The organism is Pseudobdellovibrionaceae bacterium (assembly GCA_023898385.1).
Classification (GTDB): domain Bacteria; phylum Bdellovibrionota; class Bdellovibrionia; order Bdellovibrionales; family UBA1609.
Map to the genome: position 1 here is coordinate 2,302,213 of CP060220.1, position 19,191 is coordinate 2,321,403.

Here is a 19,191-nt window from a genome sequence, read left to right on the forward strand (position 1 = left end):
ATCCTCGCTCTAGCCCACTAAATAAAGTAGCGGGAATAGATAAATCCAAATTAAATCCACCAAGTGCCAGAACAGCCCGACACCTTCTACTGGGGTATAATAGTTTTCGTTAAACTCATTTTTGCGAGCCCGCAACAACACCCACAAGATCAAGCCCATTCCAATCAAAACGTGGAGCCCATGAATCCCCGTCATTACAAAATAGAATGAAAAATACATGGGTATATTTTTAGGCAACTCATGGACCAGATGAGTCTCTGGACCGGGCTGATAGCTATAAAGCTTTCCGGGCAAGAGGCCCTCATGAATCTTATGGCTATACTCAATGTACTTCACTCCCATAAAAATAGCGCCGCAGATGAGGGTAATCGTAAGCATCAATGAAGCCATTTTTGAATTGTTCTTTTGAGAGTAGTAAATACCAAGAGCCATCGTGAAGGAACTCATCAGTAGCACCACAGTGTTTAGGGCACCAAATCGCCAATCTAAAAACTGAGCACCCGCCTGAAACAGCTCTGGGTACATGTTGTGATAGATGGCGTAAGCGACAAACAATCCACCAAACATCAGGATTTCAGTACAAAGAAATAACCAAACCCCGAATTTACTGGTGTTGAATTCATGCTCTGCATCTCGAAAATGGTGAGCGGGGTGATGTGTTGTATTAACGGTACTCATAGGGACCTGCCGTGACTACGGGTTCATCGTAAAAATTTTCATGTGGAGGCGGAGAAGTGGTTTGCCACTCTAAAGTTTTAGCACCCCATGGGTTGTCACCCGCCTCTTCACCATTTAACCAACCATGGATGATAACTCCCAAGGCTATCAAAAACCCAAGACCAATTGTCCACGCTCCTATAGAGCTGATTTGGTTCAGGCTGGTATATGGTTCAAGATAATCAAAGTACCGACGGGGCATTCCCATGGCACCAAGAATAAACTGTGGGAAAAAGGTCACGTTGAACCCAATAAAAATCAGCACAAAAGTGACTCGAGCCCAATAGTCATTGACCATTTTGCCAAACATTTTGGGGAACCAATAATAAATTCCACCCATAATGGCCATCAGCGTCCCACCCACCATCACATAGTGGAAATGCGCCACCACAAAATAGGTGTCATGAAAGTGAACGTTGATCGCCGTGGTCGCAAGAAAAATCCCTGTCACACCGCCAATGGTGAACAAGAACAAAAACCCTAGGGCAAACAGAAGTGGCGCCTGAAAAGAAATAGACCCCTTATACAAAGTGGCCACCCAGTTAAACGTTTTAATAGCTGTGGGTACACCCACCAACATGGTCAAAAATGAAAAGATAATCCCTGCAAGCTCTGATTGAGTACTCACAAACATATGGTGACCCCAAACAAAGAAACTTACGGCAGCAATACCCACACTAGAAAAGGCAATGGCTTTATAGCCAAAAATGACCTTTCGAGAAAACGCGGTGATCAACTCGCTCACCACACCCATGGCCGGTAAAATCATAATGTAAACAGCTGGGTGCGAATAAAACCAAAAGAAGTGCTGAAAAAGCACCGGATCACCACCCAAGGCGGGATCGAAGATTCCAATACCAAGAGTGCGCTCAGCAACTAATAATATGAGTGTAATGCCCAAAACGGGAGTGGCTAAGACCTGCAATATGGCCGTTGAGTACAAAGCCCAAATAAAAAGTGGCATATTAAAAAAGGTCATTCCCGGAGCACGCAGCTTGTGAACCGTAGCAATAAAATTCAATCCCGTCAGGATCGAAGAAAAGCCCATAATAAAGGCTCCGACCACCATCCACGTGGTTCCGTTGCTGGTTTTAATACTGTAGGGCGTGTAGAAGGTCCAACCTGTATCAGCGCCATGATAAAACAAAGAGAAAAATGCAACGGCTGCGCCAATAATAAGGCAGTACCAACTCATTAAATTGACTCTTGGAAACGCTACATCTTTTGCCCCAATTTGCAGCGGCAAAAAGAAGTTACCCAAGAAGGCCGGGATCCCCGGGATGATCACCATGAACACCATAATGGCCCCATGAAAAGTCATCACTTGGTTGTATTGCTTGGCTGTCATAATGGTTTCGCCGGGGCTGAAAAGCTCCCACCGAATCAGCATGGCAAAAGTACCACCAAGCAGAAAGAATATCATAACCGAAATCATATATAAGATTCCGATACGCTTATGATCCAATGTGGACAGCCACGACCATAAACCCTTTTCATGGTTTAGGTAGTTGTGTGACCGATCTGCGTGAGCCGCTGAGGACATATGACCAACTCTCCCTATTTTAACGATTTAATATATTCAATAATTCCAACAAGTTCATTTTCTTCAATTTGTCCGGCAAAAGTAGGCATTACCCCGGCCGGATAACCCTCAACCACTTTGCCGTTAGGATTTAACACCGATTCTCGAATGTAATTCTCGTTGGCCACTGTGGCGGAACCATCAGCAAACTTTCGCTCTGAACCAAACACACCAGCAAACCCTGGCCCCACTTTGCGCTCAGCTGAGACATTGTGGCAGGCCGAACATTTTTGCTCGAAAACCTTTTCTCCCACTTGGGCCATGCTTAAGCCTTCGTAAGGATCACCCTTGGCCAACCAGGCTTCATAGTCTTTACCTGAAACCACGTTCACTTTAGCTAACATGGCCGAGTGACCGTCGCCGCAGTATTCTGTGCAGAAAACTTGGAATTTACCAATTTTGTCGGCCTCGAACCAAAGAGAAGAATATCTACCGGGAACAACGTCTTGCTTGATTCGAAACCCGGGGATGTAAAAGCTGTGTAGCACATCACGAGAACTCATTATCAATTTTACGGGTTGATTCACAGGAACATAGAACTCACCACTGGATTTTCGACCACTTTTGTATTGAAAATCCCAGTACCACTTCTGCCCGACCACGTGCACTTCAAGTGCATCCTTTGGCATGCTTCGCATATCGTGGAATAACCACCAGCCCCAGGCAAACACCACTAAGAAAATTACAAATGGAATAAAACTCCACAAGAATTCTAAAGTCACATTGTGACTTATATAGGCAGTTTTGTCGTTTTCAGAACGCCGTCTGTAGCGATAGGCAAAATAAGTCATGCCCGCTATCACTAGAATTCCAGAGATAAGGCTTGAATAGATCAGAAATGAATAGAGCTGATCCCAGTGACTCGCAATTTCTGTCCCCTGCGGGGGCGTAAACGAGCTGGCATGAGCTTGATTCAGCCACAACATTTAACTCTCTCCTTTAAGCGCTGTTCCAGGTTGCTTTTTTTCACGAAACCAAAACGGTACCAAGAAAATAGCCAATACTAAAATAATCATAACACCGCCGGCACGAACCACATTATAGGCATAAATGGTGTACTTGTTTTTAGCGGGGTTAAATTGAAAACAAAATAAAATGAGGCGATCCACAACGCTCGCGATGCTGCCCTCACTGGCCTCCACTAAAGACAAGCGAAGAGTTTCAGGGGAAAATTGAATTCCATAGAGATACCGTGAAATCACCCCTGCGGGTGTCATTACGTACGCGACCGACGAATGGGCATATTGCTGCTGGGCTGCATCCCATCGAAAACCAAACCCCAACTGGTCAGCTAGAACTTTCACATTGGCTTCCGATCCAGTTAAAAAATGCCAACCCGGCTCGTCTTCCGTCAGCCCCATCTCTTTTAAGTAGTTGGTTTTCTTCTCACTAGCCAAGAAATCGTCTTCGTTGTGGTCCATGCTCACTGCCACAAACCGAAAATCCTGACCCGGCTTCATTTTCATTTTTTTGAAGACTTCAATCAGACCGTTTAAATGGAAATTACAAAGACTTGGGCAGCCATAGTAAACCATAGTCAATAGCACAGGCTTATCGCCCGTAAAGTATTGACTCAACGTCACTGACTCGCCTCTGTCATCCACAAAGGGCAAGCTGAGATTAAGTTGAGCGCCCAACTTCTCAGTGACGCCCACATTTTCAAGTTCTCTAGGAACATCGCTTGCCTGAATAGGACCAGCGTTTTTGGTGTCGTAAGCATAAGAGCGCTTCATCGAAAAGAGAGGCACAAGAGCCAACAAGAATGCCGCTCCCATGCCTAGAAATCTGATTGATGCCCATTTTACCATGTTGCTTTACTCTGCCGTCTTTGCGAATGCTTCCAATGCCGCTTTGTCATCTGCGTGTTTGTCAGCAGTGATGGAGCGGATAAATTGCACAAGTCCCCATCGGTCTTTTGATGGTATGTGTTTAAATGCCGCCATACTTGTATCAGGCACACCAGCAGCAATGGTTTTGTAAATATCTATAGACGTGCCACCATACTTGAATTTTTCATCAACAAAATTTCGTGGCTTTGGCGTGACCGCGGCACCAGGGCCATCACCCTTGCCCGTGTCACCATGACACATAGCACAGTTCATTTTGTAAACAGCAGCACCGTGATTAACCATATCGTCACTGGGGTTCCAGGGATCGGCGATGGCCGATACGTCTACTGTGTCTTGGCTTTTATCGCTAGCGCCCATTTCGCCCGCAGCTGCTGAAGCCTCAGCAGGTACCTCTTTTAGATCCACCCCAGGGTGAATAAATGCGATGTAAATAAAAAACACTAGAGAAAAAACGATTGAGAAAATGAACGCAACAAATCCGCCCTTATTATAGGTATCTTCCATCTCAGCCATTTCACACTTCCGTTAAAGTCTTAAGATTTATCGTGAAATATTAGCACTTTGTTTGCTAATTCCCACAAGCGCACGCCTAAACGCCATTTTCTAAACTGAAAACGATGTGGGACCGTTGTTTAACCGAACTTGCTCATAAAATTTAGGAAAAAATGGATTCAAACAATTTTTGACGGGTCGCAACAGGAATCCTAATCTTGATGTTCCCCTCTTTTTCTACTAACGAGAGCCCCATGAATCACATTTCAATACGGTCATTTTTGCAAAAAATAAAGATCAGTGTGCTGCTGGCAGTGGGTTGTGTTTTGTTCGGCTGCGCCTCTTCGAGCTACAGTCAGATTCGGAAAGTCAAGCCTGGCATGGATAAGACAGCGGTGCTCGATTTATTGGGAAGCCCAAACCAAACGCGACGGCGCGCCGGCCACGATATTTGGACCTATATCTATTATGATGACGAGGTTCGAAAGGGTGCTGACGTTTTTTTCTCTGAAGGAAAAGTAAATAAAATTGCTGATGCAAAGCTGAATATCTCTGAAGAGGACGACCTGGTGGACACCGGAAGTCTCGAAGAATACGAAAAAATGGTCGAAAAGCAGCGCCTAAAAAGACAAAAGGCAAAATCCAACTAACAATTTTTTTTTCGCTTATCGAGTCGAAGCCACAGTGGTGTGCGTTTGTACGTTAACCATTTTAACTGGCGTAAAAAGAGCAAACGGAAACTCTCGCTGGCCCCACCGGACTTGACCTTCAATTGAGTAATTTTGAGTTTCTTCAAGCCGCCCCTCGGTGGCCATCATATTAGTAGACACCAGACCCGAAAACAATCCCTGTAAGTGCACCGGCTCGCCGTTGACTGTGGCCGTGCCCACCACGCCGCCCTTTTTTTCAAAGTTGCAATTAAAAACCTGAGGCTTGGTTTGCAAAAAGCGACAGGCCTCAGCGCTCACCTTAAAGACTAAATAGTCAATTTGCTGAGCCCGCTGGTAGGGCACTAGCTGACTTCGCCAAGCGGGCGCAAAATTTTTAAACTCTATGGTGAAATCCCCGCCTCGATCCTCTTGCCGAATAGTCACAGCGGGTAAGGCGTCTACAGGCGCCAACTCAGATTGGGGTATTATGGGAAAGTAGGCCACGAACTCTTGCTTCTGGGTTGATGGCCCTTGGCTGACTGAAAGCAGTGCCACTAATCCAAAAAATGCTATTGAAAGTAAAAGTGTCTTCATCAAAGCCCCTATTCACCTACGTACAAAAAACCTCTCCAATCCCTCTATCAAAGGGTGTGCCCATAAAATAAGTGGTGTGAGGTATTTAAATGCAAACAATGCGGCTCTCACGCGGACAAGTCCGAAGCCTACGGCCTAAGTGACACAATTTGCGGAATACAGTGAAAAAGTTTCTGGGTTAGAGGTCTAACCCTCCATGGATTTGATAAATGCATCGAGATGGCGAAATGACGACCGGCTTACATTTTCTAACTCGATACCGAATATTTGCCGCCTTCCGTATTTGAGGTCTCGATCGTTGATACGAGAAACCACTCGCCCCTCAAGAAGCACGGGCGCACGGAAATGCTCGGGGCTATTCACCTCGATGAGTACAAGCTCGCCAAGAGACAGGGCGTCTGCGTCGATGGCCACCCCGACACCAGTGCGGCTTAAATTAAAGACAAAAACCTTAAAGGCCTCTGACCCGGCATTTCGGTAAACCATCGCAGAATGATAAACAGGGTATCGTCCCTCTCCACGACGCTCTTTTTCATTCAGCAGATCCACAGAATTGAGCTTTAGAACAGAACCAGAGGCCCCATCCTCAGATTCGTTCAGCTGACTTGCTAAGTCGTTAAAAGGCGAGTCCGGTGATACATCAAGATCATCAACCTCGTCGTACTCCACCTCATTAACTAATACGGCTTCTCCCAATTTGTTGTGATTAGCCATGTTTCCCCTCCCAGAAAAAGACTCCCCAGCCTTTGTTCTTCAAGAGATAACAAAGTGCAATTCGGACACCAAGTCGCCCCTATTCATTTTGATCTCGTCGTTTCAAATTGAGGCAAAACCCAGGTTTTGACCACAACTTAAACAATTCTGTACAAAACATTTACAGCCCAGATATGACAGTGAACTTGTCACCTCTGACGTGTGCATCCCTTCAGAAAAAATGCGGCGGGGACGGGGGCGTTTGCAGATGTTGCTAATTACGCGTTCCAATACCGATGTTATAAACTTGGCAAGGCCCCAGTACCACCTGCACCAACTCAGCTCTAGTTTTCATTCTACGTAGCAGCGTTTTTTCAAAGTCTCGTATGAAGTGTTTAATTCCATACAGACCATCATTCTAAATTTAGAAGGTCAACCTATTAATTGTAGAAGGTTTGTGGGTGAGCCATTAAGATCAACAAAATTAAAGAATTACCAAGGCGCCTTGTAAAACCTGCGTGTCAAGTACAGGGGCATGCCCAACCGGTTGAGCTTTTTTTCAATTGACTTTATGTGCTAATTTTGGCACTATGAGAACCAACAACATGAAAGACATTATTTGGAATAAACAAGCAAAAGAAACGGTCCGATCTTTTTCGACCGAGGTGAAGCAAGAAATCGGTGCTCTGTTGAGGCTCTTGCAAGATGGCCACGCTTTGGGAATGCCTCAGTCACGGCCTATTCGGCAGGTCCACAAGTCAGCCTTTGAATTGCGCGTGAAAGATTCATCAGGAATTTTTAGAGTCTTTTATCTGGTGGTTGAAAAGAATAAGATTTTGATTCCCCATGCCTTCACCAAGAAGACGCAAAAGACGACGCAGAAGGATATCGAAACAGGCAAGAAACGCTTAAGGAGATTGCTCGATGAAATTAAGTAAGAAAGCCAAAGCCCTGGCTGAAGACCTTGGTCTTAGCGACACTGAGGCCGTAATTATGGAGTTTAAATCAAAACTCTATGCACAGGCCTCAGAGGCCATCAAACGCTCTAAACTCTCCCATGAGGAGATCGCCAAGAAGATTGGCACTTCACGCGCCCGAATTACTCGGATCGCTAATATGGGCGAAAATAGCGTGTCTATGGAGCTACTGGTGAAAATCATAGTGGCTCTAGACAACAAGCTGCCGATCAAGTTCTCGGCAGCTTGATCAAGCATATTTACTCGTTGAAATTACCAAAGCCTAAGGGTTTATCCGAATTTTTAGAATCGACACAAAATTCAGTTTTTTATCGCCAGTAAATTGGCGTTGTAGTGGAATATTCAAAACACGGGTAAACTCTAACGACTTTCTATGCTAGTGTTCAAATGCCTATAATTTTGACTTCAGGCCCACTGGGACGCTGCTTTCCGTGTAGGATTTCATTTTTTTGTCTGGCTCGACCGGATTACTTCACGACGCGCAGGCGGCGCTGTTTGCGTTCGTTGGCTTTTTTGTCCATGACTTCGCCTTCTTCTTCGGTCATGGGTTTTTTGGCTTCTTCTCCGGCCCAGACGTGTTCGTACTTTTTGTCGATTTTCGCCTTGAGCTGATTGAGGTTGTGCTCTAGGCCCATTTCTCCGGCGATTTCGTCGAGAGTCTGTTCTCGTATGGGTGTGTACTGGCGGTCTTTGTCTTTGGCGAATCTCTCGGGATATCGGTATTTAAGTTCTATGTGTTGCTCTTTGTATTTGCGTACCTTTTCGTTGAGGTCTCGGTGCAAAACTGCAATTTGTTGCAACAGATCTTGTTTGTGCTTTGGATTTTTCGTGGTGTTTTTTTCGTTTATCAGTTGCTGCATTTCTTTTTTGATTGTCATCACTTGGTTTTCTAAGGCGCGGAGACGATTTTCTTTTTTTGACCATTCCATGTCGGCGTCGCTGGCTTCGCCGCCCTCGTTTGAGCTCTCGCTGCCACCGCCTCCGCCAGAGGCCCAAAGGGTCATCGGCAAAGCGATAATTAGTCCACTGAAAATGAGCGATACGAGTTTAAGATTGATGAATGGCATACTGCTCCCAGGTGATCTCGATGGGTAAATGGCGTAATCGCTGAATCAAAATATAGGCCTTCACTGCTGATATGCCCGATATGAGCATTTGCCCGTTTTTCATATCGGCCATCATGGCCTGAGCGTCCCATAAAAACCGTTGGTCATCTAAAGCCTCAAACAGTTCTTCCCGAACATCTCGGGTATCGACACCCGCAATTTTCAAGTGAAACCGTAATAGCCCCTCTCGGCCTTGTGACACTTCGGAGTTTGCAAAACTAGATATGTCAGAAAGATCAGCCGAATCTATGGGTGGCGGCAGAGACGCCGCCAAATTACCCTCTTGAGTTGGCTCTTCAAACTCACTGCCATAATCGGCCGGTTCAAATGCGGGTTCTGGTTCTTGCAAGACATCAGATTCATCCAACAAATAAGAACTGTTCCCGTCGTTCTCCTGATATTCAACGGCCATTTCTACCGGAGGTTCAGGATTTGCATAGTCTTCGCTCACGATTACTGCTGGTGGGCTTTCATAATTTTCATCGGATGTTGCAACATCTTGAATGGGCGCTGGTGTTTCAGAGCCTGAAGCTTCCTCTGCGCGCACGGTGCCATCCATGTCAACGGCCAACACCGCCCCACAGCCGAGGCAATCGACCAAACCAAAATCAGCATGAATTTCTGATGAACAAAGTGGACACTGTGCCATGGTGATAGAATACCACAGCTTTTCTTATTGTCGCACGCTTCACTTGCGTCGGCGCTGGGCCTTCTCGCGACGACGGCGCTCGGCTCGGTTTAATTTACGACCTTGGCCCTGGTCACCTGGACCTTGATTGTAATTCACTTCCACACCTGGACCCGGGGCGGACGGATGATTCTGCGGGCCCTGTTGAAACTCTTCTTCCTGAAAAAAACCATATGAGCCTGAATCATCGGCGCCAGCATATTCTATTTCAGAAGCTTGGTCCCAGGCCTGCCTTCGCATTTCCATTTGGCGCTGAGCCTCTTCAGGGGCGACGAGTTGAATCTTAAATAATTTTTCAACGGCCTCAGACTGAACTTGATGATTCATAGATTCAAAAAGCCTAAAACCTTCTTTTTTGTATTCAATCAATGGATCTTTTTGAGCATAAGCCCTTAGGTTAATGCCCTCTTTGATTTGATCAATTTGATAGAGATGCTCTTTCCAGTTAGTGTCAATGGATTGCAACAATACCATTTTCACCACTTCATCAAAGTGTTCACCCAGATGTTGTTTTTGACTATCAAACACCTGCTTTACAGCGCCACTGACCGCATCGGTCAATTTCTCGCTAGTTAGGCTGCCGTTTTGCGGAAATTCAATGGTCACACCAAATTGCTGATTCAATACCGTGTTCATGCCCTGAAGATCCCACTGTTCGGGTTTGGATTCTTCGCTGGCATAGGTGTCAAGAATATGGGACGTGAGGTCACCCAACATATCAAGCACCAATCGCTCTAAATCTTCTCCGCCAAGAACTTGGCGACGCAAACCATAGACCACTGTTCGCTGCTTGTTCATGACATCATCGTATTCTAAGAGATGTTTACGAATGTCGAAGTTGTGCCCTTCAACTTTGCGCTGAGCTCCCTCAATGGCCCGAGACACCATACCGGCCATAATTGGCTCATCCTCTGGCACCTTAAGGGTGTTCATGATTTTTTGAATGCGCTCACCATTAAAGATGCGCATGAGGTTGTCTTCTAAAGATAAATAAAACCGCGACTCACCGGGGTCTCCTTGCCGACCTGATCGTCCACGCAACTGGTTGTCGATGCGGCGAGATTCGTGGCGCTCAGTCCCTATAATATAAAGACCGCCAGCATCAAGGACCTTAACCTTTTCACCTTCACACTGGGGTTTGTATTTTTTTACGGCCTCTTCAAAACGTTCTTGATTTTCAATGTCATCTCCCACTTCCACACGAGCCATGGATTCGGGGTTTCCACCAAGTACGATATCTGTTCCTCGGCCAGCCATGTTAGTAGCAATGGTCACTGAACCGAAACGACCGGCTTGCGCCACAATTTCAGCCTCTCGCTCGTGTTGTTTAGCGTTGAGTACATTGTGAGTGATACCGGCATTTTTTAGGGCCCGACTGATTTTTTCAGACTTTTCAATGCTGACCGTTCCCACAAGTACGGGTTGACCTTTTTCTTTTCTCTCAATGATATCGTCAACGATGGCCTTGAATTTGCCATTTTCAGTTTTGTAAACCACATCGTCTTGGTCCATTCGAGCAATGGGCTTATTCGTAGGTATGACAAACACGTCGAGATTATAAATCTTTTTAAACTCAACGGCCTCAGTCTCGGCTGTACCCGTCATACCGGCAAGTTTAGAGTACATGCGAAAGAAGTTTTGAAATGTAATGGTCGCAAGGGTTTGGTTTTCACCTTTAATCTTCACACCTTCTTTGGCATCAACAGCTTGATGCAAACCATCACTCCAACGTCGCCCAGGCATCAACCGGCCGGTGAACTCGTCAACAATGACCACCTCGCCATCTCGAACCATGTAGTCCACATCTCTTTTATAAAGATGGTGGGCCTTTAACCCCTGATATACATGATGAACCAGCTGAATATTTTGAGCATCGTAAAGGTTTTCAAGACCCAAAAGCTCTTCGACTTTTGCATTTCCCTCTTCAGTCAAAGACACTGTCTTTGACTTTTCTTCCATGGTGAAATGAACCTCTGGCTGAAGGTTGGGAATAATTTTGTTTATCTCGTAATATTTATCAACGGATTCTTCAGACGGGCCTGAAATAATCAACGGTGTTCGGGCTTCATCAACTAAAATTGAGTCACACTCATCGACAATGGCGAAATTAAATTCACGCTGAACATAGTCGGACAACGAAAACTTCATGTTGTCGCGAAGGTAATCAAACCCGAATTCGTTGTTGGTCCCATAGGTGATGTCTGAGCCATAGGCTGCTTTGCGCTCTCTGTCTGTCTTTCCGTGCACGATTATACCAACACTGAGACCCAGAAAATTATAGAGCTGGCCCATCCATTCAGCATCACGTGTGGCCAAGTAGTCATTCACCGTCACACAGTGGGCGCCTCGCCCCGTTAACGCATTCAAGTAAAGCGGCAACGTGGCCACCAGGGTTTTACCTTCACCCGTTTTCATCTCGGCAATGGCACCACGATTCAGTACGATTCCACCGATCATTTGCACATCGTAGTGGCGCATTCCTAAAACCCGCCGACCACCCTCACGGCATACAGCAAAGGCTTCCGGCAGTAGGGCATCTAGAGCCTCGCCGCGGTCTAATCGCTCTTTAAACTCTTTTGTCTTCATTTGCAGGGCATCATCTTTTAAAGATTTTAGGCCGGCCTCGAAGGAGTTAATGCGCTCAATAATGGGGCGCATGGTTTTCATGTCGCGCTCGTGTTTAGTGCCAAAGATTTTTGTGAGAAGTTTTTGCATGGGCATCACGATAACTCCTAGCGCCCAAGGTGTCCAGACAGCATCTATAAAAACTCTACCTGGCGCACACCCTCAGAAAGTGTCATGGCCACGGCATTTGACAAATTGTAGCTGCGAATTTGGCCCAGCACAGGAATGGTCAAAACCTGCTCTGGATAACGAGCCAGCAGGTCTTCGCTCAAACCTTTTGTCTCCTTACCAAAAACAAAGGTGTCGCCGGGCTGGAATCTTGTCTCATACAGAGTTTTCTTGCCCTTTGTGGAAAAGAAAAACACCCTTGATGGATCGACAATCTGACGCCACCAGTCTTCAAAGTTTTCGTACTGCTGCCACTCGAGATGGGGCCAATAATCAAGACCCGCCCGCTTTAGACGCTTATCAGAAATTTCAAAACCCAGTGGCCCCACAAGATGTAATTTAGACCAGGTCCCCACACAGGTTCGGCCCACATTGCCTGTGTTCGAAGGTATCTCTGGCTCCACAAGCACCACATTAAACATCGGCTTGGGGTATTTATTCATCTGCGGTCAATTCCTATCACTTTGGAAGATAACGATAAACTTCTTTGCCCAAACGGGTTAGGGCCAATCGCCGCCCCTTGTCCACTATAAGTTCTAACTTCATCAATTGGCGATACAACTCAAGATCGATGGGGACAATATCTCGACCTGTGGACGCTCCCAACTTACAAACATAAGACCGCTGAGGCTCTGTAAGCTGTTCCGAAAGAGCTGGTCGCTCATCTAACGCGGCTTGCCAGTCGCCTTGAGGAATCCATCGCGCGGTTTTTGGCAATTTAGACGGATTAATCACATAACAAGTGGCCTTACCCAACTCGCCCGCTTCTGTGCGAAAGGGCATTTCCACTTTAAAAAATAAACTCTTCTCTGGGGCTATGGCCGAATAACCATGGAATTCATCGAGGAGTCGAAATAACACGGCGTCGGCTTCCACTTCGAGCAACTCTCCCCGCACCCAACTTGTAGGCTGGCCCACGGGCACAGATGGCTCAGCAAGAACAGGGTAGCCCACTTCTAGGCGAAAAACATGAGCCTCCACAGCCGCAGGCTTTTTGGCTTTAACAAAATTCGCAATGAGCGGAAAATGAACCCTGTTTTCTGTGAACGAACCATATACAAACAACGAAACTGTTTCCGTCATGAATGACCACCCCTTTTTCAAATCCCGTTTTTGGCAGGCGGCCTTCTTACCAAATCCACCCACCAGGCGCAACGACTAGACCCGCCGCGGTTTTTTTGTGGTGTTATAAAAAACACTTGGGTTTGTGAAAAACTCCGGTATAAAGAAGACCCATATAGGCATCACATCTAAGCCCGCAACCAACCAAATAAGTGTGAATGAAGAAGATAGAAGCGATCATTAAGCCCTTCAAATTAGATGACGTGGTTGACGCCCTCAGCGAAACCGGAATTGAAGGCATCTCTGTCTCTGAAATCAAAGGCTTTGGGCGACAAAAGGGCCGCGGCGAAATCTACAAAGGCGCCGAATATGTGGTGGACTTCCTGCCAAAATTAAAACTTGAAATTGTAGTTACCGACGCTCTAGTGGGTCCCGCTATCGAAGCTATCAAACAAGCGGCTCACACCGGAAAAATCGGCGACGGAAAAATTTTTGTCGTTCCCATTGAGCAAGCTATCCGCATTAGAACGGGTGACCAAGGGGATGACGCAATATGATTCGGCAAAGCAACCCCTCAACGACCAGGTGGGCGGGGACCCTGAGTCCACTGAACAGCACGAGTGGCCGCATGTCGTCTTCGGATTGCGTCACTATCGTGCCGCAACCCGGATACGCCATGCACATCGTGAGGTTCAGTGGACTCAGGGTCCCCACCCACCTGGCCGTTGAGGGGTTGCTTTGACCATATTTTTTTGGGCTTTAACACACACAATGCAAAGGGGTGCAAAAAATGAAAATCGACGAGGTCATTAAGTTCGCTCGCGAGAACAACGTCAAGATGGTGGACTTTAAGTTCATCGACCTACCAGGGATGTGGCAACATTTCACAATTCCCACATCAGAACTCACTGAAGATATCTTCACTGAAGGACTGGCCTTTGATGGCAGCTCCATACGCGGCTGGAAAAGTATTGAAGACTCTGACATGAAAGTGCTTCCGGATGCCACAACAGCCAAGCTTGACCCTTTCATGGAGATTCCCACCCTGTCGTTAATTTGCGATGTAGTTTCTCCGGATACAAACGAACCTTATTCTCGTGACCCTCGGCAAGTGGCCCGCAAAGCGCGCAACTTTCTTGAGTCCACTGGGATTGCTGACACGGTTTACTTTGGACCGGAAGCTGAGTTTTTCATTTTCGATGATGTACGCTATGACCAGACGGCTTATGGTGGTTTTTATCAAGTGGACTCTGAAGAGGCCACCTGGAATACCGGCCGAGATGAAGGTGGGCGCAACCTTGGGTTTAAGCCTCGTCACAAAGAGGGTTACTTTCCCACGTTGCCGGCAGATTCGCTGCACGATATCCGCACTGAGATTTGCTTGGAGCTTGAAAAAATCGGTATTCCCGTAGAGCGTCAGCACCATGAAGTGGCCACAGCTGGCCAGGGTGAAATCGACATTCGATTTGATTCGATGGTTGAGATGGCCGACAAAATGATGTGGTTTAAGTACATCATTAAAAACGTCGCCCGACGTCATAACAAGTCCGCCACATTTATGCCCAAGCCCATTTATGGCGACAACGGCTCCGGAATGCACACGCACATGTCACTATGGAAAAACGGCGATCCTCTTTTTGCCGGTGACAAGTACGGCGGCCTCTCCGAGCTAGCTCTTTATTATGTCGGCGGAATTTTAAAACACGCTCCCGCTCTTTGCGCCTTCACTAACTCTTCAACCAACTCTTACAAACGATTGGTGCCGGGTTTTGAAGCTCCCACAAAGTTAGCCTATAGTTATAAAAACCGATCTGCGGCGATTCGAATCCCTAATACGGGTGCCAATCCAAAGGCCAAACGGATCGAATTTAGAACTCCAGATCCAAGTGCTAACGTGTACTTGGCCTTTGCTGCTTTGTTGATGGCTGGAATTGATGGAATTCAAAATAAAATTCATCCCGGTGAAGCGCTCGACAAAGACATTTATGGATTACCTCCCCAAGAAGCGGCGAAGGTGCCTTCAGTTCCAGCTACGTTGGATGAAGCGCTTAATGCCTTGCGCCAAGATTATGAGTTCTTGTTGGCTGGTGATGTGTTTACAGAAGACCTTGTGAACACTTGGATTGACTACAAAATGGAACGAGAAGTGTTGCCGCTTCAACAGCGACCAGCTCCTTATGAGTTCTATTTGTATTACGATTTATAGAAAGTTCTAGTTTCTTTTTGCCGGTAAATTCGGTAAGGCCTCAGTTTGTCAGTGAAGATGAACTGAGGCTTTTTTATTTAGGATTAAAGATATGGATGAAATCGTCACATACATGGGTCATGAGTGGGTGTTAGTCGAAGATGGGCTAATCACCATCGGCATTAACGAAGATGGTGTGGAAGAGCTCACCGAAATTCAATCGGTCAACCTACCTGACGTGAACGACAGCGTGTCGGCTGGCCAAGTGTTTGGAGACATTGAAACCGACAGCGGCCCGCTGAATCTTTATTGTCCCGTTGATGGCGTAGTGATTGAAGTGAATGAAACCGTGGTTGAAAACCCCGAGTTAATCCTTGAGGACTCCATGGACGAGGGCTGGCTGATTAAAGTGGAAGCCGATAATCCGGATCAAATCGATATGGTGTCTCTCGACGCCAACGCAGAAGACGACGGCCGCACGGAAGAGTAGCAAAATTTCGATTGCGAAATTTTGCTTTATGCCGTCAGTTCATTTGCTGATGTTTGTGATTCAGCGGTGTAACCAGTTACTTTTTGTCTATTGGGTTTTTTCGCGGAAATGTATGGAGCCCATTTTTTAGTCTGGGCAGCACATGGTGCCTTCAGATCTCAGACCCGCATGGTGATAGCTGCAATAGGGCCCTTGAATCCCGCCACCACCACCAGGGCCATCATTGCAAAAATAAGCGGCTTGCGTATTAGTAACCGGGCCCCATGAGGCCGTACTGTTAGTTGACCACGCCCCACCGCTACCTGTAGTGGATACTGAATAATCACCCGTATGTGCGATCCATGCCATTTTCTGAGGTACCATATTCCTGTTAGTGAAATATTCGTTAAAACTACATACATGAGAACCGCTGCCACATAGGCTGGCCTTACCTGAATAGTTAACTCCTGTTGTAGATCCATCTCCGTAAGCACAAAGAACCATTCCTCCAAAATGCACCTCATCCAGGACGGCGGGCCCTCCACATGTGGCCACGGGTGGAGGCTCGGGGTTGTTTCGCAGCTGAGGGCGGCCGTTAACCATGATCCAAGTGTTAAAAAAGTCCCAACTGGTAAAGCTGCCCTGGGCTGCCATTTGCGATGTTGTCAGGCCTTCCACCTGACCTGTACTGACGCCGGCTGCTGAGCCCGATCCAATTGCACTAGCCTGTCCACTTGTCGATAGATTCCAATAGTTATTCGTATAGCTCCCCGGAGTATTGTCTCCGTTCCCCACAAGACCACCAGCAGTCGCTCCCGACACCGATCCGATGGCATAATTTCTTAAAATAGCCGAGCTGCCAATATTAATGCTTCCTACCAGACCGCCCGCTGTTCCCGAGATAGCCACCACGGGTGAAGTTGAATAGCTGTTTTGAATTGTCGAAATATTATAGGAAAATCCTACCAAGCCGCCTACTGAATTGTTCCCGTTCACGGTTCCGGTTGAAAAACTCTCTAGAATACCCGATCCCGCCCCCGTGGCTCCGACTAATCCCCCCACATTGGATGTGCCAGACACTGACCCTGAAAAAGAGCTTTGTCGAACTTGCGCCGAAGACTGGAGTTGGCCAACCAATCCCGCTGTATAAACCGTACCGGTTACGGTGCCACTGCTGTGAACGTTGGTTAGGATTTTACCACTTCCTCCCTGTATAGCCGTAATCCCTCCCACAGAAGATCCATTAACAGCGACACTACTAAAAATATTAGTCATATGATTGAATTGTTGGCCCGTAATTCCACCGGCGTAGTTCGCATCTGCCATCACGGTTGACGCGCCAAGTGTCGCATCGATATTCTCAATCTGACCGTAACTCCGTCCAGCCAGACCACCGACAAATCCATTTCCATGAATACTAAGACTTTCAACTTTGAGGTCGTGTACATATCCTGCGGCTCCAAGGTAACCAAAAATGCCCACGTAATCAGTAGTTGGAAGACTAATCGTGAGGCTTTTCAGTTTGTGGCTGCCGCCATCAAAACTTCCCGTAAAATTATTCGACACATTGCCTATGGGGCTTAACGGCACGGGGCCAGAAAAATCCAGGTCCGCTCGCAATAGGTAATTATCTGAACAACCATTTGATGTAGCACCACAGCTGCTGCCTAAGTCTTGAAACTGAGCCACCGTACAAATCACATAAGGATTGCCTGGCGTTCCCGCACCGATATCGTTGTACAAGGTTTTTGAGTCACGCCCGCCTGACTGGCAAAAAGGAAGCATGTTTCCGTCGTTTCGATACCCTGAATTGAGTGATGCCGCCTGGTCGATCGCTGTGATGTCGAAACTTCCTACCGCGAAAGACTGATAATATACGGTGATTGAGGTCGTGCCATCGACGATGATGGCCTGCGTATCGCTGGTATTGCAATTTACATCGCTGTAGAAGGCTCCGGCACCGGTTCCGGAACTTCCCAAATTGATCATCACATCACCATTGGCGTTGGCATCTGTACCTTGGCTGTCTTGCACATGTAGGGTGATCTCGCTGCAATCCTCTTCACCAAAACTGGCCAAAGTCCCCTCTATAGCAATTTGATTGGGGCCAAGTAAAACTGTCGTTTGCGCCTGAGTGAGCGGCGCCGACAGGGCAGTAAGTGTTTTGCTTTGAGAGCTGGGGTTTCTGTATCTGAACTGACCTGATGCATTGCCATCTGGAATGACCAACGAATTCTGTCCGCCGGTCCCACAGCCGGTGTCACCGATGGCATAAAAATCTCCATAAAGTCCATCGTCGTCACTGAGTGCAATCGTTTTGCCCCCGTGGGCGGTGACCGGTACATTCGTGGCATTTTGAACTTCTACTGTATAAATCAAACATTCATCCGACCGGGCGTCTGTGGCTCCACTTGTGAAAACCAGTTTAGTGGCACCGCCGCCTCCTGCCACAACCTCCACACTCAAACTTGTTGGCACGCCCATACCGTTTACAGCGGCAACCACTGTTTCCGTGCCCGGATTAGCCCCCGTAAAAATCCGTTCGAAAATCCCGGCGCCGTTGTCAGTGACAGTCCCACTTGATAAATAAGTGTAAGTTTTGTCAATGGATACAGTGACCCCCGAGCTTGAAGTGAGCTGGTTTCCGTAGGCGTCTTTTACGGCCAATGTGGCTGTCACCTGGGCACCTATGCCAACCACAGTTTGATCCATTGAAAGATCTGACTGTGTAGCGTCCGCAGCAGCGGGTACTACATCAAAAGCTCCCGTGCTCGCAACTAACAAGCCCGTACCTCCGGCACTTCGCGTGTCTTCTTTTTCAATACTGATTGTGTAGCCGGCACCGGCCAACTCTACCCACACGCCCAAAATGGAGTAATCCAAAAGACCATTTATGGGTGAAATCATCGCTGATCCCTTTAATAAACTCGCCGAACCCGAGACGCGCGCCAAATACCGGGCCTCTGCATCGGGCCCTTCCACAAGGAGATCACCATTTTCATCCAATATTTGAAACTGAAGGGGAGAAATTACGGCTCCCGCCTCATAACTGCCTGCCGGGCCAGGACCAACAAGCTGAATGGACGCTGCCACCGGGCCTTCATACCGGCTTCCAAACAAACCCACATTGATGTCGGCATCTGGGCAACCTGAGAGGCCCACTACCAACAACGGCAAAAAAAGAGCCTTTAGAAAACGAGACAAAAATACCTCTTTTAAAAAACGTCCTGTATTACACTCTTTAGGGTAACACCTGCCGTGGCCGCAACATAGCATCTGTTTTCAAAATGTCTCATAGTGAAACCAAATATTTTCAAATCAAAGCCTAGCTCA

At 47.1% G+C, this 19,191-nt stretch carries 19 protein-coding genes; 6 read left to right on the forward strand and 13 right to left on the reverse strand.

Features of this window, described 5'->3' with window-relative positions:
- Positions 1-9 precede the first annotated feature (9 nt).
- The 5 genes from H6626_10475 to H6626_10495 are packed head-to-tail and all read right to left on the reverse strand — an operon-like array spanning position 10 to position 4,662.
- Positions 10-678, reverse strand: a complete 669-nt coding sequence (locus tag H6626_10475) for a cytochrome c oxidase subunit 3 family protein (protein USN46633.1) — start codon at positions 676-678, stop codon at positions 10-12.
- Entirely contained in the window at positions 665-2,260 is a 1,596-nt protein-coding gene (ctaD, locus tag H6626_10480) for a cytochrome c oxidase subunit I (protein ID USN46634.1), read from the reverse strand. Before ctaD ends, H6626_10475 begins: the two co-directional genes overlap by 14 nt.
- A gap of 14 nt (positions 2,261-2,274) precedes the next feature.
- Positions 2,275-3,225 carry a cytochrome c oxidase subunit II gene (gene coxB / locus H6626_10485; GenBank protein ID USN46635.1) on the reverse strand — a complete coding sequence of 317 codons (951 nt, stop codon included), beginning with the start codon at positions 3,223-3,225 and terminating at the stop codon, positions 2,275-2,277.
- A complete protein-coding gene (locus H6626_10490) occupies positions 3,226-4,107 on the reverse strand; it encodes an SCO family protein (protein ID USN46636.1) in 882 nt (293 codons plus the stop codon). It lies immediately after the preceding gene.
- 6 nt (positions 4,108-4,113) lie between these two features.
- The gene (locus H6626_10495) at positions 4,114-4,662 is read right to left on the reverse strand and encodes a c-type cytochrome (GenBank protein USN46637.1); all 549 of its coding nucleotides are present in this window, start codon (positions 4,660-4,662) and stop codon (positions 4,114-4,116) included.
- A gap of 233 nt (positions 4,663-4,895) precedes the next feature.
- Here H6626_10495 and bamE point away from each other — a divergent pair, with 233 nt between their 5' ends.
- On the forward strand, positions 4,896-5,291 hold the full coding sequence (gene bamE / locus H6626_10500; GenBank protein ID USN46638.1) for an outer membrane protein assembly factor BamE: 396 nt from the start codon (positions 4,896-4,898) through the stop codon (positions 5,289-5,291).
- 15 nt (positions 5,292-5,306) lie between these two features.
- Here bamE and H6626_10505 read toward each other — a convergent pair whose 3' ends face one another.
- Both H6626_10505 and H6626_10510 read right to left on the reverse strand, forming a co-directional pair.
- Complete coding sequence (locus tag H6626_10505) at positions 5,307-5,885, reverse strand: hypothetical protein (protein ID USN46639.1); 579 nt, start codon at positions 5,883-5,885, stop codon at positions 5,307-5,309.
- A 186-nt stretch (positions 5,886-6,071) separates the two neighbouring features.
- The gene (locus H6626_10510; protein USN46640.1) at positions 6,072-6,599 is read right to left on the reverse strand and encodes a PilZ domain-containing protein; all 528 of its coding nucleotides are present in this window, start codon (positions 6,597-6,599) and stop codon (positions 6,072-6,074) included.
- Between the two features lie 584 nt (positions 6,600-7,183).
- On the opposite strand from H6626_10510, the gene H6626_10515 reads away from it, so the two are divergent.
- Positions 7,184-7,516, forward strand: coding sequence for a type II toxin-antitoxin system RelE/ParE family toxin (locus tag H6626_10515; GenBank protein ID USN46641.1), 333 nt, complete (start codon positions 7,184-7,186; stop codon positions 7,514-7,516).
- Positions 7,503-7,784, forward strand: coding sequence for an XRE family transcriptional regulator (locus tag H6626_10520; GenBank protein USN46642.1), 282 nt, complete (start codon positions 7,503-7,505; stop codon positions 7,782-7,784). Before H6626_10515 ends, H6626_10520 begins: the two co-directional genes overlap by 14 nt.
- A gap of 238 nt (positions 7,785-8,022) precedes the next feature.
- On the opposite strand, the gene H6626_10525 is transcribed toward H6626_10520, so the two are convergent.
- Genes H6626_10525 through H6626_10545 form a run of 5 tightly spaced genes read right to left on the reverse strand, consistent with a single transcriptional unit; the run spans position 8,023 to position 13,225 of the window.
- Positions 8,023-8,622, reverse strand: a complete 600-nt coding sequence (locus tag H6626_10525) for a hypothetical protein (protein USN46643.1) — start codon at positions 8,620-8,622, stop codon at positions 8,023-8,025.
- Entirely contained in the window at positions 8,603-9,310 is a 708-nt protein-coding gene (locus H6626_10530; GenBank protein ID USN46644.1) for a hypothetical protein, read from the reverse strand. Before H6626_10530 ends, H6626_10525 begins: the two co-directional genes overlap by 20 nt.
- A gap of 39 nt (positions 9,311-9,349) precedes the next feature.
- Positions 9,350-12,064: a preprotein translocase subunit SecA gene (gene secA, locus H6626_10535; protein USN49004.1), complete on the reverse strand. Its 2,715-nt coding sequence runs from the start codon at positions 12,062-12,064 to the stop codon at positions 9,350-9,352.
- Between the two features lie 44 nt (positions 12,065-12,108).
- Positions 12,109-12,564, reverse strand: a complete 456-nt coding sequence (locus tag H6626_10540) for a tRNA (cytidine(34)-2'-O)-methyltransferase (GenBank protein USN49005.1) — start codon at positions 12,562-12,564, stop codon at positions 12,109-12,111.
- Between the two features lie 37 nt (positions 12,565-12,601).
- Entirely contained in the window at positions 12,602-13,225 is a 624-nt protein-coding gene (locus H6626_10545; protein USN46645.1) for a gamma-glutamylcyclotransferase, read from the reverse strand.
- Positions 13,226-13,422: 197 nt separating this feature from the next.
- On the opposite strand from H6626_10545, the gene H6626_10550 reads away from it, so the two are divergent.
- From H6626_10550 to H6626_10560, 3 genes are all read left to right on the forward strand, one after another.
- Entirely contained in the window at positions 13,423-13,761 is a 339-nt protein-coding gene (locus H6626_10550) for a P-II family nitrogen regulator (GenBank protein USN46646.1), read from the forward strand.
- A 233-nt stretch (positions 13,762-13,994) separates the two neighbouring features.
- Positions 13,995-15,410 (forward strand): type I glutamate--ammonia ligase, encoded by a 1,416-nt coding sequence (gene glnA, locus H6626_10555; protein USN46647.1) that lies wholly within the window; start codon positions 13,995-13,997, stop codon positions 15,408-15,410.
- Between the two features lie 91 nt (positions 15,411-15,501).
- Positions 15,502-15,879, forward strand: coding sequence for a glycine cleavage system protein H (locus H6626_10560; protein USN46648.1), 378 nt, complete (start codon positions 15,502-15,504; stop codon positions 15,877-15,879).
- Positions 15,880-16,005: 126 nt separating this feature from the next.
- On the opposite strand, the gene H6626_10565 is transcribed toward H6626_10560, so the two are convergent.
- A complete protein-coding gene (locus H6626_10565; GenBank protein ID USN46649.1) occupies positions 16,006-19,062 on the reverse strand; it encodes a hypothetical protein in 3,057 nt (1,018 codons plus the stop codon).
- Positions 19,063-19,191: the final 129 nt, after the last annotated feature.

What these genes read in the sequence shown, in the direction of transcription:
- H6626_10475 (USN46633.1), bottom strand. Translation starts at nt 678, where the DNA reads ATGAGTACCGTTAATACAACACATCACCCCGCTCACCATTTTCGAGAT.
- ctaD (USN46634.1), bottom strand. Translation starts at nt 2,260, where the DNA reads ATGTCCTCAGCGGCTCACGCAGATCGGTCACACAACTACCTAAACCAT.
- coxB (USN46635.1), bottom strand. Translation starts at nt 3,225, where the DNA reads ATGTTGTGGCTGAATCAAGCTCATGCCAGCTCGTTTACGCCCCCGCAG.
- H6626_10490 (USN46636.1), bottom strand. Translation starts at nt 4,107, where the DNA reads ATGGTAAAATGGGCATCAATCAGATTTCTAGGCATGGGAGCGGCATTC.
- H6626_10495 (USN46637.1), bottom strand. Translation starts at nt 4,662, where the DNA reads ATGGCTGAGATGGAAGATACCTATAATAAGGGCGGATTTGTTGCGTTC.
- bamE (USN46638.1), top strand. Translation starts at nt 4,896, where the DNA reads ATGAATCACATTTCAATACGGTCATTTTTGCAAAAAATAAAGATCAGT.
- H6626_10505 (USN46639.1), bottom strand. Translation starts at nt 5,885, where the DNA reads ATGAAGACACTTTTACTTTCAATAGCATTTTTTGGATTAGTGGCACTG.
- H6626_10510 (USN46640.1), bottom strand. Translation starts at nt 6,599, where the DNA reads ATGGCTAATCACAACAAATTGGGAGAAGCCGTATTAGTTAATGAGGTG.
- H6626_10515 (USN46641.1), top strand. Translation starts at nt 7,184, where the DNA reads ATGAAAGACATTATTTGGAATAAACAAGCAAAAGAAACGGTCCGATCT.
- H6626_10520 (USN46642.1), top strand. Translation starts at nt 7,503, where the DNA reads ATGAAATTAAGTAAGAAAGCCAAAGCCCTGGCTGAAGACCTTGGTCTT.
- H6626_10525 (USN46643.1), bottom strand. Translation starts at nt 8,622, where the DNA reads ATGCCATTCATCAATCTTAAACTCGTATCGCTCATTTTCAGTGGACTA.
- H6626_10530 (USN46644.1), bottom strand. Translation starts at nt 9,310, where the DNA reads ATGGCACAGTGTCCACTTTGTTCATCAGAAATTCATGCTGATTTTGGT.
- secA (USN49004.1), bottom strand. Translation starts at nt 12,064, where the DNA reads ATGCAAAAACTTCTCACAAAAATCTTTGGCACTAAACACGAGCGCGAC.
- H6626_10540 (USN49005.1), bottom strand. Translation starts at nt 12,564, where the DNA reads ATGTTTAATGTGGTGCTTGTGGAGCCAGAGATACCTTCGAACACAGGC.
- H6626_10545 (USN46645.1), bottom strand. Translation starts at nt 13,225, where the DNA reads ATGACGGAAACAGTTTCGTTGTTTGTATATGGTTCGTTCACAGAAAAC.
- H6626_10550 (USN46646.1), top strand. Translation starts at nt 13,423, where the DNA reads ATGAAGAAGATAGAAGCGATCATTAAGCCCTTCAAATTAGATGACGTG.
- glnA (USN46647.1), top strand. Translation starts at nt 13,995, where the DNA reads ATGAAAATCGACGAGGTCATTAAGTTCGCTCGCGAGAACAACGTCAAG.
- H6626_10560 (USN46648.1), top strand. Translation starts at nt 15,502, where the DNA reads ATGGATGAAATCGTCACATACATGGGTCATGAGTGGGTGTTAGTCGAA.